The organism is Kitasatospora sp. NPDC004615 (genome assembly GCF_042873545.1).
Lineage (GTDB): Bacteria > Actinomycetota > Actinomycetes > Streptomycetales > Streptomycetaceae > Kitasatospora.
The window spans coordinates 252,060-264,599 of record NZ_JBIALQ010000005.1 but is presented as its reverse complement, the minus strand read 5'-3'; the positions used below and the strand labels follow the sequence as shown (position 1 = coordinate 264,599).

11 protein-coding genes are annotated in these 12,540 nt (G+C 71.1%); 8 read left to right on the top strand and 3 right to left on the bottom strand.

What is annotated here, in order from left to right:
* Nucleotides 1-79: 79 nt before the first annotated feature.
* The 5 genes from ACFYS8_RS19095 (at nt 80) to ACFYS8_RS19075 (ending at nt 2,806) form a co-directional block, all read left to right on the top strand.
* Entirely contained in the window at nt 80-841 is a 762-nt protein-coding gene (locus tag ACFYS8_RS19095; protein ID WP_387642668.1) for a hypothetical protein, read from the top strand.
* On the top strand, nt 841-1,179 hold the full coding sequence (locus ACFYS8_RS19090; RefSeq protein WP_387642667.1) for a winged helix-turn-helix domain-containing protein: 339 nt from the start codon (nt 841-843) through the stop codon (nt 1,177-1,179). The genes ACFYS8_RS19095 and ACFYS8_RS19090 overlap by 1 nt, the downstream gene beginning before the upstream one ends.
* A gap of 72 nt (nt 1,180-1,251) precedes the next feature.
* Nucleotides 1,252-1,428: a hypothetical protein gene (locus tag ACFYS8_RS19085; RefSeq protein ID WP_387642666.1), complete on the top strand. Its 177-nt coding sequence runs from the start codon at nt 1,252-1,254 to the stop codon at nt 1,426-1,428.
* 58 nt (nt 1,429-1,486) lie between these two features.
* Entirely contained in the window at nt 1,487-2,011 is a 525-nt protein-coding gene (locus ACFYS8_RS19080; protein ID WP_387642665.1) for a GNAT family N-acetyltransferase, read from the top strand.
* Between the two features lie 135 nt (nt 2,012-2,146).
* Complete coding sequence (locus tag ACFYS8_RS19075) at nt 2,147-2,806, top strand: NAD(P)H-binding protein (RefSeq protein WP_387642664.1); 660 nt, start codon at nt 2,147-2,149, stop codon at nt 2,804-2,806.
* On the opposite strand, the gene ACFYS8_RS19070 is transcribed toward ACFYS8_RS19075, so the two are convergent.
* Both ACFYS8_RS19070 and ACFYS8_RS19065 read right to left on the bottom strand, forming a co-directional pair.
* A complete protein-coding gene (locus ACFYS8_RS19070) occupies nt 2,803-4,137 on the bottom strand; it encodes a condensation domain-containing protein (protein WP_387642663.1) in 1,335 nt (444 codons plus the stop codon). The genes ACFYS8_RS19075 and ACFYS8_RS19070 overlap by 4 nt on opposite strands.
* A gap of 414 nt (nt 4,138-4,551) precedes the next feature.
* Nucleotides 4,552-5,529, bottom strand: a complete 978-nt coding sequence (locus ACFYS8_RS19065) for an ROK family protein (protein WP_387642662.1) — start codon at nt 5,527-5,529, stop codon at nt 4,552-4,554.
* Nucleotides 5,530-6,271: 742 nt separating this feature from the next.
* On the opposite strand from ACFYS8_RS19065, the gene ACFYS8_RS19060 reads away from it, so the two are divergent.
* Complete coding sequence (locus ACFYS8_RS19060) at nt 6,272-7,285, top strand: LacI family DNA-binding transcriptional regulator (protein ID WP_387642661.1); 1,014 nt, start codon at nt 6,272-6,274, stop codon at nt 7,283-7,285.
* Between the two features lie 478 nt (nt 7,286-7,763).
* Complete coding sequence (locus ACFYS8_RS19055) at nt 7,764-9,710, top strand: transglycosylase domain-containing protein (RefSeq protein WP_387642660.1); 1,947 nt, start codon at nt 7,764-7,766, stop codon at nt 9,708-9,710.
* Between the two features lie 12 nt (nt 9,711-9,722).
* Here ACFYS8_RS19055 and ACFYS8_RS19050 read toward each other — a convergent pair whose 3' ends face one another.
* A complete protein-coding gene (locus ACFYS8_RS19050) occupies nt 9,723-11,006 on the bottom strand; it encodes a hypothetical protein (protein ID WP_387642659.1) in 1,284 nt (427 codons plus the stop codon).
* A 269-nt stretch (nt 11,007-11,275) separates the two neighbouring features.
* On the opposite strand from ACFYS8_RS19050, the gene ACFYS8_RS19045 reads away from it, so the two are divergent.
* Complete coding sequence (locus ACFYS8_RS19045) at nt 11,276-12,391, top strand: hypothetical protein (protein WP_387642658.1); 1,116 nt, start codon at nt 11,276-11,278, stop codon at nt 12,389-12,391.
* Nucleotides 12,392-12,540 lie beyond the last annotated feature (149 nt).

Sequence of the window (12,540 nt, the reverse complement as noted above, 5' to 3'; positions counted from 1 at the left end):
GCCCAACTCGGCGACTGGGGAGGGGAAATGATGCGCACGGTCTCTTGTCGCAACTGGTTTGTCGTGCAAACCTGATGGCATGACAGACGCAACGGTGCCCTCGAACGGCACACCGCACGAAGTCCTCGCCGGCCTGGGCGAGTTGACCCGCAAGGTGCGTGCCGCCCAGCGCGGCACCTGGTTCCCGCTGCTGCTGCTCGGCGGGCTCACGCTCGGCGGGATCCTGGTCAGCCGCCTCACCTACCAGATCCTGTCCGTCCCCTGCCCCGAACCCGCCGCGGGCGCCGACTGCACCCTCGTCCGGCAGGGCTCGCCGCTCTACTGGCCGATCGGCCTCGCCCTCGCCTACCTCGCAACCGCGATCTTCTACGTCCGCCGCGCCCGTCGCCGGGGCGTCGGCACGGCCGTCCGGCCCTACGTCCTCACCGGACTCGCGCTGCTCGCCGTGGTGGCCGCCACCTCGCTCTGGGTCACCCGGAACGGGATACCGCAGCCCGGCGCGCCGCTCGACTTCTGGGGCCTGCACCTCGCCCCCTCGTCCCCGGCGGCCAGGTTCCTCTCCCGGCTGACGGGCGGCGCCCTGGCCGTCGGGCTGCCGCTGCTGGTGCTGGCCCGGGTGGAACGCAGCCGCACCCTGCTGCTGCTCGCCGCGCTGTACCTGGCCGTCGAGCTGGTACCGCTCACGCCCGGCTGGGCGGGCATCCCGATGACCTCGCCCTGGGCCTTCCTGCCGCAGTACGCCGTCCCCGGCGCGCTCCTGCTGCTCGGCGCGGTCGGTTTTGCGCTGGCGGAGCGGTCCGGGGGGCGGTTCGGTGGGCGTTCCGATGGGCGCGCCGCGTGATGACCGAACAGCCCGAACAGCACCCCGCAATCGGCCTGGACGACGTCGTTCATCAACGCGTCCGCCTGGGCATCCTGACCGTCGCCCACCAGGCGCGCCGGGTCGAATTCGGCTTCCTGCGCACGGCACTCGGTCTCACCGCCGGCAACCTCAGCCAGCATCTGACGGTGCTGGAGAAGGCCGGACTGATCGCCATCGAGAAGGGCTACGAGGGTCGCCGCGCCCGCACCTGGCTCACCCTCACTCCCGCCGGTGACCGGGCGCTGCAGGACGAGGTTGCCCAGCTCAAGCGGCTCATCCAGCAGATCGAGAGCGGTAGTTCGGGATCGGCGTCCTGATTTCCGTTCGGGCGGTGGGCAGTTGGCGGACGGCGCGGCTGCGTGGTGTTCGTTCGGTTGCCGAACGGGCCGATGGTGGATGCGAACACCCGCCGCCACCTTGGTACGGCGGTTGTCGCGGTCACCTACGAACTCCAGAACCCCGATGACAGCTGGGACCAGCCCGCCGTGGTGTCCCTCGCCCGGATGTTCGTGGCCCGGGTCCAACAGGCCGAACAGGGCCGGACCCCCGACGCCTCCGTCCGCTAGCGCTTCCGTCGCGCGTAGGCTGCCGTCCCGTCCGACCTTCTGCGACGAGGACTCAACCATGAGCAGCCGCACCACCGTTCGCCTGATCGAGACCGCCGACGCCGCACCGATAGCCGCGCACCGCGCGCGGGACGTCGAAGCCTTCCGGCGGTGGGAACCGGCCCAACCCGCCGCGTTCTTCACCCCGGAGGGCCAGGCCGAGCGGATCGACCGACTGCTGGCCGCCCACCGCGCCGGGACGGTCTGGCCGGGCGTGGTGCTCGCCGACGGCGAGGTGATCGGGCAGGCCACCGTCAGTGGCATCCTTCCGCAGCCGCACCTGCGCCGCGCCTCCCTCGGCTACTGGATCGCCACCACCGCCCAGAACCAGGGCCACGCCGGGCGCGCCGTCGGCCTGGCGCTGAAGGTGATGGCGGACGAACTCGGGCTGCACCGGGTCGAGGCGTCCACCAATCTGGACAACCTGGCGTCCCAACACGTGCTGCGCCGCAACGGGTTCAGCTCGTACGGCGTCGCGCATTCGTCGATTCTGCTCGACGGGCGGTGGCACGACTCACTGCTGTGGGAGCGGCTCCTCGAGTGACAGGCGTCCTCGACATTCTCGCGCGGGTTCAGGAGTAGTTGACGTCGCATCGGGTGCGGGCCGAACTCACCCGTATGCATGGCGGATCGGCTGGGCTCCGACGGGAAGTGATCGGCGGGGCGTACGGTCGGGCGCATGCGGATTGTCATTGCTGGTGGTCATGGTCAGATCGCGCTTCGGCTCGAACGGCTGCTCGGCGCGCGGGGAGACGAGGTCGCGGGGATCATCCGACGGCCGGAGCAGGCGGGGGAGTTGCTGGCGGCGGGTGCCGAACCCGTGGTGTGCGACTTGGAGTCGGCGTCGGTCGCCGAGGTGGCCGGGCACCTGGAGGGTGCCGACGCGGTGGTGTTCGCCGCCGGGGCGGGGCCGGGTAGCGGGGCGGCGCGGAAGGACACGGTCGATCGTGGGGCCTGCGTGCTGTTCGCGGACGCGGCGGAGGCAGCAGGCGTGCGGCGCTTTCTGGTGGTGTCCTCGATGGGGGCGGACCGGGAGCCGCCGGCGGGGACCGATCCGGTGTTCGCCGCGTACCTGCGGGCCAAGGCGGCGGCCGACGACGACGTGCGGTCCCGCCCCGGCCTCGACTGGACCGTCCTGCGGCCGGGCCGGCTGACCGACGAGCCGGGCGGCGGAACGGTCGAGCTGGCCGAGCACACGGGGCGCGGGTCGGTCTCGCGCGACGACGTGGCGGCCGTCCTTGCCGCGCTGCTGGCCGAACCGCGGACGGCCGGGCTGACGTTGGAGCTGATCGGCGGCAACTCGCCCGTGGACGAGGCGGTTTCGGCGCTGGTCGGTTAGCTGCGGTCGGTGCCGGCGGACATCGTCAGCAGGGTCTCGCGCAGGGTGCGGTGGAGGCCGGCCATGGTGCGGTGGGCCTGCGGGAGGTCGACGTAGATCGAGTTGATGTGCAGGCCGTCGGCGTCCCGTTGGAACCACGAGGTGGTGCCGTTCACGCGCGAGACCCACACGTGGGCCATGGGGCGCCAGCGCGCGTGGTTTTCGGCGCCCGGGCACTTGCGCATGTCGATGTAGGAGAGGAAGTTCACCGGGAACGGCCAGCAGCGGCCGGTGAAGTGCTCGGGTGCGAGGAGTTCCCAGGCGCGGACGAAGGGCACGTCGATGTTCTCCATCATGGTGGTGAACCCGTCCCGGACTCCGGCGAGGAGTTGCGGGAAGTCGAGCTCCCTGGAGACGGAGAACTCGATCGGCAGGGTGTTGACGAACCAGCCGAGGGAGTCCCGCCAGGTGCCGCGGCCGCGTTCGCTGAGTGGGAGCAGGGCGCGGTAGAGGTCCGGGCCGCCCTCCGTGTGCAGGGCGGTTCCGACGGCGGCGAAGAGTCCCATGAACAGTTTGCCGCCCGCGTCCTGGCAGCGGGCCTCCAGTGCCGCGGTCTGCCGGTCGTCCAGCAGCGTCGCGGATTCGTTGACCGCCGGGTACAGGCGGCCGGGCTCGGTGCCGAGGTCCAGCGGGAAATGCGGGAAGATACCGTCATTTCGTTCGATGAACGATTTCCAGTACGCGAGGCGGTCGTCGTCGGCGTCGATGGATGCGTAGCGGTGGCGCTGCTCGCGGGCGAAATCCACGTAACTTCCGGCGGGCGGGAGGTCGGGGTCCTTTCCGGCGGAGTAGGCGGCATATGCCATTTGTACGTCGCGGACTACATTCGGCATTGACATACCGTCGGAGACGATGTGGTCGAACGCGAGGTAGACCGTGGTGGGGCCGATGTTCCGGAGGACGGCTCCCACCGTGTACGGCGGCCACTCCAGTGTGTCGATCTGCTTCTGAAAGCTGTCGTTCAGGAAGTCGCGGACCTCCTGCGAGGTGTCGAATTCGCCCAGGTGAACGGATTCCAGTTCGATGTCCTCGGGCCGGTGCACCGCACAGGACAGGTCACCCAGGAGCCGCTGGAACTCGCAGCGCAGGACGTGGTGCCGCTGCACGAGGTGGCGCAGCGCCGACTCCAGGGCCGGGCGGTCGAGCGGGCCCTCGATCTCGAACGTGACGGCGAGCCAGGAGGCGAGGGGCTCGCGGCTGTTGCGGGTCTCGTCGATGAGTGAGTGGTGCTTGTCCTGATTGAACGACGCGTTCTTGTCGATTTCTTCGCCGTGGCGGTCCGCGTACGCCACTCCCGAGGACCTGATATTCCACTGGACAATCTGCCCCGGCGCAATATCGGCCGCTTCCAAGGGTGCTTGGCGCATGCTGGTGTTCTCCCTAGCCGGAGGGGCGGTTCTGTGAATCGGCAAGGCGGAAGCGCCCACGCAAAGGGGCTGAATCGGCCGATTCAATACAGAACGTAACACCGCGCATTCGGGAAGTGTCTGATCGGCGCGGCACGAAAATGCGGTCGATTGGCGCCGTTGGGTTTGGACGGGGGAGTGTCAGGGGAAGTGCGGCAGGCTCGGGCGGGCCAGGGCCGCGGCGCCGAGATGGCCGGCGGCGCCGAGGCGGGTGGGGTGAGAGGCGGGTGGGGTGAGGGGGGTGGGAGGGGCGCGTGGCTGGTCGGTGCGGCAGGAAGTTGCGGTCGGGCGTCGTCGGGGTCAGATGCTGATCGGCAGGCTCGGGCGGGCCAGGGCCGCGGCGCCGATGAGGCCGGCGTCGGTGCCGAGGTGGGCGGGGGCGAGGGTGAGGTGGCGGGTGAAGGGGAGGGCCGCGTAGGAGGAGAGGTGGCGGGCGAGGGGTGCGAAGAGGACGTCGCCCGCGTTGGCGACGCCGCCGCCGATCACGGCGACGTCGAGTTCGACCAGGGTGGCAGTGGCGGCGATGCCGGCGGCGAGGGCGCGGGCGGCGCGGTCGAAGGCGGCCAGGGCGAGCGGGTCGCCGGACTCGGCGGCGCGGGCGACGCCGGTGGCGGTGGTGTCGCCGTCCGGGCCGGGGCGCCAGCCGCTCTCGGTGGCGGTGCGGGCGATGGCCGTGCCGGAGGCGAGCCCTTCGAGGCAGCCGCGCGAGCCGCACGGGCAAGGGCGGCCCTCGAAGTCGACGCTGATGTGGCCGAGATGGCCGGCGTTGCCGGTGGTGCCGGTGTGCAACCGTCCGTCCAGGACGAGTCCGGCGCCGACGCCGGTGGAGACCACCAGGCAGAGCGCGTTGCGGTACGGACGGGCCGCGCCGCGCCAGTGTTCGGCGGCGGTCATCGCGACCCCGTCCCCGCCGAGAACCACCGGCAGGTCGCCGACGGCCGGGTGCGCGGCGGCCTCGGCGCGCAGCGGAAAGCCGCGCCAACCCGGCAGGTTGACGGGGCTGACGGTGCCTTCGGCGATGTCGACCGGCCCCGCGCTGCCGATGCCGAGCGCCCGCACCCGGCCCCACTCGGGCCGCCCGGCCAGGTCGTCCAGGACGCGCGTGACGGCGGCCATCAGCTGGTGCCGGTCGCCGGTTGCCGGGGTCGGCACCTGGAGACGGTGCAGCAGGGTGCCCCGGGTGTCGACCAGGCCGCCGGCGATCTTCGTGCCGCCGATGTCCAGCGCCGCGAGCAGCGGTTCGTCGGGGGTCGCGGTGCCGGCCGGGGGGTGGCTCATGGTGACGTCTCCACAGGTGGGACGGGGAGCGCCGTGGTGCGTGGCAGGGCGCCGTCGGATCGGGTCCTGCGATTCTGACCGCCTCTGACAACGTTGTCCAGCGCGAGTCGGCTGCCGCGGGCCGAGGCTGGGGCCGGGGCCGGGGCCGGGTGCATGGACGGTCGGCGGTGGCGGACGCGTCAGCCCATGGTCGAGCGGCAAGCTGCCAGGTCAGGGCGGTGGCGGGGTGGCCGAGTTGGGGTGGGGTGGGGCCGGAGTGGGGCCGGTGTCGCGGGGGCGGGCGTGTGCGCGGCCGTTGGTGGCGGACCGGGTGAGCCTGTGGTCGTGTGTTCGGGGCGCGCCGTCGGCGGCGGGTGGCGGTTAGGTGATGGGCCGGGGTGCCAGGTCAGGGTGGGTGGCGGGGTGGCCGAGTTGGGGTGGGGTGAGGCCGGAGCGGGGGCGGTGTCGCGGGGGCAGGCGCGTGCGCGGCCGTTGGCGGCGGACCGGGTCAGCCTGTGGTCGTATGCTCGGGGCGCGCCGTCGGCGGCGGGTGGCGGTCAGGTGACGGGCCAGGGTGCCAGGTCAGGGTGGGTGGCGGGTGGCCGAGTTGGGGCGAGGCCGAGACGAGCTGTTCCCCGGCCTGCGCGACTCCGTCCTCGCCGGAGCGAAGCACGCCGAAGCGAAGCACGCCGGGCAGGTTCGGTTACCGCAGGCTGAGGCCCGATCGGAGCGGGCCGGAGGTACCCGCACTATTCTCCGTGGCATGACGAGCAGCCTCCGCACCGGTGTCCGACCGACCATGAAGGACGTTGCCGCGGCGGCCGGGGTCGGGCTGAAGACCGTCTCCCGGGTGGTCAACGGGGAGCCCGGGGTGACGGCCGGGACGGCGGGGCGGGTGCGAGAGGCGATCGAGGCGCTCGGGTTCCGGCGCAACGACAGTGCGCGGCTGCTGCGGACCGGGCGCACCGCGAGCGTCGCGCTGCTGCTGGAGGACATCAGCGACCCGTTCTCCTCCGCGCTGTCCCGGGCCGTCGAGCAGGTCGCGGCGGCGGAGGGGTGCCTGCTGTTCACCGGTTCCAGCGACGAACAGGCCGACCGGGAGCGGGAGTTGGCGCTCGCGTTCTGCGCTCGCCGGGTGGACGGGCTGATCGTCGTGCCGGCCGGGGACGACCACCGGTACCTGCTGCCGGAGATCGAGTCCGGCACGCCCGTGGTGTTCCTCGACCGCCCCGCCGGCGGCATCGACGCGGACGCGGTGCTCAGCGACAACGCGGGCGGCGCCCGCTGCGGCACCGAGCACCTGATCGCCCACGGCCACCGTCGGATCGGCTACATCGGCGACCAGCGGGCCATCCACACCGCCGCCGAACGCGAACGCGGCTACCGTGCCGCGATGGCCGGGGCCGGGCTTCCGGTGGACGAACGCTGGGTGGACTGCGGCCCCACCGACCGCGCCCGGGTCGGCGAGGCGGTGCGCCGTCTCACCACCGGACCGGACGCCGTCACCGCGCTGTTCACCGCCAACAACCGCGTCACCCTGGCCGCTCTGCACCACCTCCCCGCCGGTCACCGCCCGGCCGTGGTCGGCTTCGACGACCTGGAGCTCGCCGACCTGCTCACCCCCGGCCTCACCGTGGTCGCCCAGGACCCGGCCGCCCTCGGCACCCTCGCCGCCCGCCGCCTGTTCGCCCGCCTGGCCGGGGACGCCGGTGCGCCCACCCGGCTGGAGCTCCCCACCACGCTGATTCCCCGGGGCTCGGGCGAGATCCGCCCCTGATGTGTCCTGTCCGGCGCGGGAGATGACCAGGTCGAGCCAGTGCCGCTGGTCCGCGCGGATCCGGCCCGCCGGCAGGTCGAGCAGCCACGGGGATGAGGGTGCCGGGTCGTCGTGGCCGCCGTCTCCAGGACCTTCAGCACGTCCGTCGCCTGGCGCGAGCGGCGAAGCGCGCGACGCTACCAGAGGCGGCGGGCGGGCCGTGAGGGCCGGAGCCTGACGGGTGGGCGTGGTGATGATCACACCGGACGGGTTGACACCTGCGGGGTGCTGGGCGCGTCCAGAGTGAGGGAGAGATTTGCCAGTCGAGCAGATCGGGGAACGCATGGTGTCCGGCGAGCCGAACGAAGCGGTCGGGGCAGAGGGAACGGAAACGGACGGGTCGGCGGTACGCGCCAGGCGATGGCCCGTCCGGACACCGAAGTCGAGACCGCGTCGGGACGCGGGACACGAGGGTGCCGAACAGGGCGCGCGGCGTCGGTTGTCGAAGCTGCGCCCGGACTACCCGCGCACCGGCCGCAGCGGCTTACGGCGCTGGCTCCCGTCGTGGCGTCAACTGCTGCTGCTGGCAACGGGAAGCGTCGGCGTGCTGACCGTCGCGGCCGTGGTGATGTACATCCGGACGGACATTCCCAAGGACCTCAACGCGTTCGCCACCCAGCAGAACAACGTCTTCTACTGGGCGGACGGCACCGAGATGGCCCGCATCGGCCTGGTCAACCGGCAGGACGTGCCGCTGGAGCAGGTGCCCGAGCAGGTGCAGTGGGCGGTGCTCGCGGCAGAGAACGAGGACTTCTACTCCGACCCCGGAGTCTCGGTCAAGGGCATCGCCCGGGCGTTCTACCGGATGGGGTCGGGCGGTGACACCCAGGGCGGTTCGACCATCACCCAGCAGTACGTGAAGAACGCCTACCTGAACCAGCGCCAGGACTTCTCCCGCAAACTCGACGAGGCGTTCATCGCCCTCAAGCTCGACCAGCAGGTCGAGAAGCAGGACATCCTCAGCGGATACCTGAACATCAGCTGGTTCGGCCGCGGCAGCTACGGCATCGAGCGGGCCGCGCAGGCCTACTACGGCAAGGACGTGGACCAACTCAACGCCAGCGAAGGCGCGTTCCTGGCCGCCGTGCTGAAGGGCGCGTCGCTGTACGACCCGGCGCTCGGCGGCGAGAACCGGGCCCGGGCGGTGGAACGGTGGGGCTGGATCCTGGACCGGATGGTCAAGATCGGGAAGCTGTCCGCCGAGGAACGCGCCCGCTACACCGTCTTCCCCGAACCGCAGGCCCCGCCGCAACAGGCCGGCCTGAGCGGGCAGACCGGCTACCTGGTCGACCTGGCGAAGAGCTACGCGCAGAGCCACGCCGACATCTCCCCGGCCCAGTTCGACCTCGGCGGCTACCAGATCTACACCACCTTCGAGAAGCCCCGGCAGACCGCGCTCACCCAGGCCGTCCAGGACGCCGCGAAGAACCTCGACCCCGAGCACCGCCCTGCCGACCAGAACGTCCACCTCGGCGCGGCCTCCGTCAACGCGGACGGGCGCATCCTGGCCGTCTACGGCGGACCCGACTACCTGAAACAGGGCTTCAACAACGCCAACACCGTGAACGTGCCCGCCGGTTCGGCCTTCACCCCGCTGGTGTACGCCGCCGGCCTCGACCAGGGCGTCCAACGCGAACGGCAAGGACCCAGGGCGCCCGTGCAACCCACCACCAGCTACAACGGCGACAACGGCGTCGACCTCCAGACCCCCGAAGGCCCCTACTGGGCACGCGACGGGAAGAAGGCCAAGTCCGCCAACGACGGCGACCGCAACTGGGGCCCCATCAGCCTGCGGACCGCCGTCGAACAGTCCGTCAACGGCCCGATGCAGCAACTCGGCATGGACATCGGCCTCGACAACGTCCGCAAGAGCGCCCTCGGCTTCGGGCTCCTCCCCGACAGCCTGGGCGACATGACCCCCGGCTTCTCGCTCGGCAACTCCACGCCCAGCGCGATCCGGCTGGCAGACGCCTACACCGCCTTCGGCGGACAGGGCATGCGCACCGACCCCTACTCCGTCGACCGGATCAGCCGCAACGGCGACGGCCTCGCCGTCGAACGCCCCACCGCCGTCCGGGCCGCCCCCGCACGCGTCGCCACCGAAGTCGACAACGCGCTGCGCGGGGCGGTCAAGGACGGCAGCGGCAAGGAGGTCGGCCAGGCCGTTCCCGGCGCCGCCGGAAAGACCGGCGTCAACCAGGCCCGGACAGCAGGTTGGTTCGTCGGCTACCGGGGCGCCGTCACCACCGCCGTCTCACTGTTCCGGATGGACACCAAGACGCTCGAACTCCTCCCCCTGGCCGGGGTGGCCGGAGCCGCCCCGACCACCCCCGACTACACCACCCCCGCCGGGATCTGGGCCGCCTACATGAAAGCGACAGGATGATGCCGCCGCAGGCTACTTGAGGTAGGTCGGCCAGTCCGGCGCCTGGGCCGGATCGAGCCGGCGGAGCTGGTCCAGGACCTTCGGGTCCTGGGCATCCAGCCAGTCGGCGAGCTCCTTGAACGACACACAGCGCACGTCCTGCTTCTTGCAGACGGACTTCATCACGTCCTCGATCGCCTGCATGTAGATGCCGCCGTTCCAGGTCTCGAAGTGGTTCCCGATGAACAGCGGCGCCCGGCTGCCGTTGTAGACCCGCGCGAACCCGTCCAGGTAACCGTCGCGGGTCTGCTTCTCCCAGGCGTTGTACTTCTTCGGATCGCCGTGGGTGCTGTCGCCGGACTGATTGGCCAGGAAGTTGAAGTCCATCGACAGCACCTGGGTGTCACCGAACGGCAGCAGCTGGAGCGGAAAGTTCCACACCCCGCTGTTCTTCGACGGCCACACCTGGAACTCGCCCGGAGAGCTCGCGTCGTACCGCCAACCCAGCTCCTTCTCGGCCGGTATCAGGTTCTTCTGCCCCTCCAGGCACGGCGCGCGGCCACCCGCGAGATCCTTCCGGTAGTCGAACGGCAGCGGCGCCTCGCCGGTGAACCCGGTGTTGGTCTTCCAGTCGGTGACGAACGAGACGGCCTGGTCGATCTCGCTGCGCCACTCGTCGGTGCTCCAGTCGCCGCCGCCCTTCGGGCCGCAGAAATGGCCGTTGAAGTGGGTGCCGATCTCGTCGCCGTCCTGCCAGGCCAGCCGCAGCTGATTGAGCGTGTCCTTCACGTGCTGATCGGTCGGGAAGGAGATGGCCGCGCTGCCCGCGTCGTGCTGCGGCGGCCGGTAGAGCCCGTGCTTCTTCTCCGGGAGCAGGTAGATCCCGGAGAGGAAGAAGGTCATGGTCGCGTTGTTCTCCTTCGCCAGCTTCCGGAACCGGGAGAACAGGTGGTCGTCGTTCTCCAGCGCGCCGTCCCAGGAGAACACCACGAACTGCGGTGGCTTCTCCCCGGGTTTGAGCTTCTCGATCTTCAGCTGATTGGGCTGCGGCCCCGCGTCGGAGGTGGACCCGTCGCCCAGCAGCCTCACCTTGCCGTCCCAGGAAGGGGATGGGGACGGGCTCGCCGGGGGCGAGGCGGTGCCCGGCGCCGTGGTCTCCGGGTTGGTCGCGGAGAGCGACTGTTGCACCGGGGCGCTACTGCCACCCGTGGTCAGCCCCACCGCGAGCGCCGTGACCGCCCCGACCGCAACCACACCCGCCGCGACCTGAGCCGATCTGACCCGCCCCCTGCTGCCCGCCCGCTTGCCGTCCGTCATCGCTCGCCGTCCCCTCCGCCGTACGGCCGCCCGGCTGGCGGGCCGTCCGATCGGTATGACGTTCTGGAAGATCGAAACGTTTACTGATCCGGCCGATTTAGGTGACTGATGATCCATCATGTTGCTTTTGGTGGTCGAGAGTTGTGCGCTTCATGTGGTGGCGGTGGGTGTGTTTGAGGTGGGCATGTGCTGATGTGTGGTGTCGGACCGGCAAGTCCTGCCCGCCGCGGGCGACGCGGCGGGCACATTGTCGTCGATATGCTCCGCGGGTGCCTCTGAAGCGTTCGGACCTGGTCGATGTGGGAGCGGCGTTCGACCTCGCGGGTGCGGAGCCGCAGGTGTTCGCCGTCGGCGGGGCCACGGTTGCGCTCGGGACGGCGGCGACCGTGGTGATCGCGGGGGCGGTGGACGACCCGGCGGCCGGCGGCGTGTGGAACGACCAGGAACTGCGCCTACAGGGTCCGGCGCCTGTGCTCGCCGCAGCCAGGCTGACCGGGGTGGTGCCCTGTGGGAGCGCCGAGTTGGACACCGATCTGCCGGTTCACCTGTTCGCTCGGGTGGACGGACTCTGCTGCTACCTCGGCCTCGTTCGCCCTTCGGGGAGTGCGTGGACCGACGGCGAGCTCAACAGCTGCGAGTTGGCAATCGACCCGCCGTTGAGCCGCGAGATTCTCGACATCGTCCGCCCGACCGTCGCACCACCCGGCCTGCCGGGGCTCGGTTGGCTCGACCATGTGGACTCGGAGCCGGGATGGGCGCTGGAGCTCTTCGTCACGGGCTGGCACCCGGAGGCGGTTGAACCGCAGGCGGTCGGCGAGATACCCCGCTCCATTCCGCCCGCACTGGCCGACTTCTACCGGCTCGCGGCGAGGTACCCGGGCATCCTGGGAGGCCAGAACCGGATCAGGTCGGTCGGCGCGGTGCGTCCCGACAGCAGTGCGGGCTTCCTGGTCTTCGCGGACGAGAACCAGGGCGGGTGGGACTGGTCGATCCCGTGGGAGGTCGATGCCACGAACAGCGACCCGGCGGTGTGGGTCGGCGAGTTGGGCGGGGCCGCCGTTCTGGAGCAGGAGCCGCTGAGCAGGTACCTGCTGCAATTCTCGCTCTACGAGGCGGCCTCGACCGCCCCGTTCACCGCTGCCTTGCGGAACTTCCCCAAGCACCTGCTGCCCGTGCTGGGGCCCTGCCTGCAGGGCGTGCCGCTACGGACGTTCATGGCTCCCGTCGCGCCGACCGACTTCCTGGTCGGACCGGGCATCGTTGCCGGCGTCTCGCCGAGCTATTTCAACGAGGACGAGGTCGACGTCTGGATCGGCGCCCGCCACCGCAGCGCACTCCATCCACTGCTCGAACTCGGCCTGCAATGGCAGCGGTTCGACGGGTAGCTGTGAGCACGCCGGGAGCTTCGGCGAAGACCGGTGCCGCAGGAGTGTCATACCGGAGTAGCCCCAGGCGAGTTGGCTCCGCAGTATGACGGCTTCGTACCCGTCCCACCCGTACCTTCTCACCCGTGCCGAAGAGCGCACGGGGAACG

Bases quoted from the DNA above. Each gene is read 5' to 3' on its own strand.
- ACFYS8_RS19095 (WP_387642668.1), top strand. From the start codon at position 80: ATGACAGACGCAACGGTGCCCTCGAACGGCACACCGCACGAAGTCCTC.
- ACFYS8_RS19090 (WP_387642667.1), top strand. From the start codon at position 841: ATGACCGAACAGCCCGAACAGCACCCCGCAATCGGCCTGGACGACGTC.
- ACFYS8_RS19085 (WP_387642666.1), top strand. From the start codon at position 1,252: ATGGTGGATGCGAACACCCGCCGCCACCTTGGTACGGCGGTTGTCGCG.
- ACFYS8_RS19080 (WP_387642665.1), top strand. From the start codon at position 1,487: ATGAGCAGCCGCACCACCGTTCGCCTGATCGAGACCGCCGACGCCGCA.
- ACFYS8_RS19075 (WP_387642664.1), top strand. From the start codon at position 2,147: ATGCGGATTGTCATTGCTGGTGGTCATGGTCAGATCGCGCTTCGGCTC.
- ACFYS8_RS19065 (WP_387642662.1), bottom strand. From the start codon at position 5,529: ATGAGCCACCCCCCGGCCGGCACCGCGACCCCCGACGAACCGCTGCTC.
- ACFYS8_RS19060 (WP_387642661.1), top strand. From the start codon at position 6,272: ATGACGAGCAGCCTCCGCACCGGTGTCCGACCGACCATGAAGGACGTT.
- ACFYS8_RS19050 (WP_387642659.1), bottom strand. From the start codon at position 11,006: ATGACGGACGGCAAGCGGGCGGGCAGCAGGGGGCGGGTCAGATCGGCT.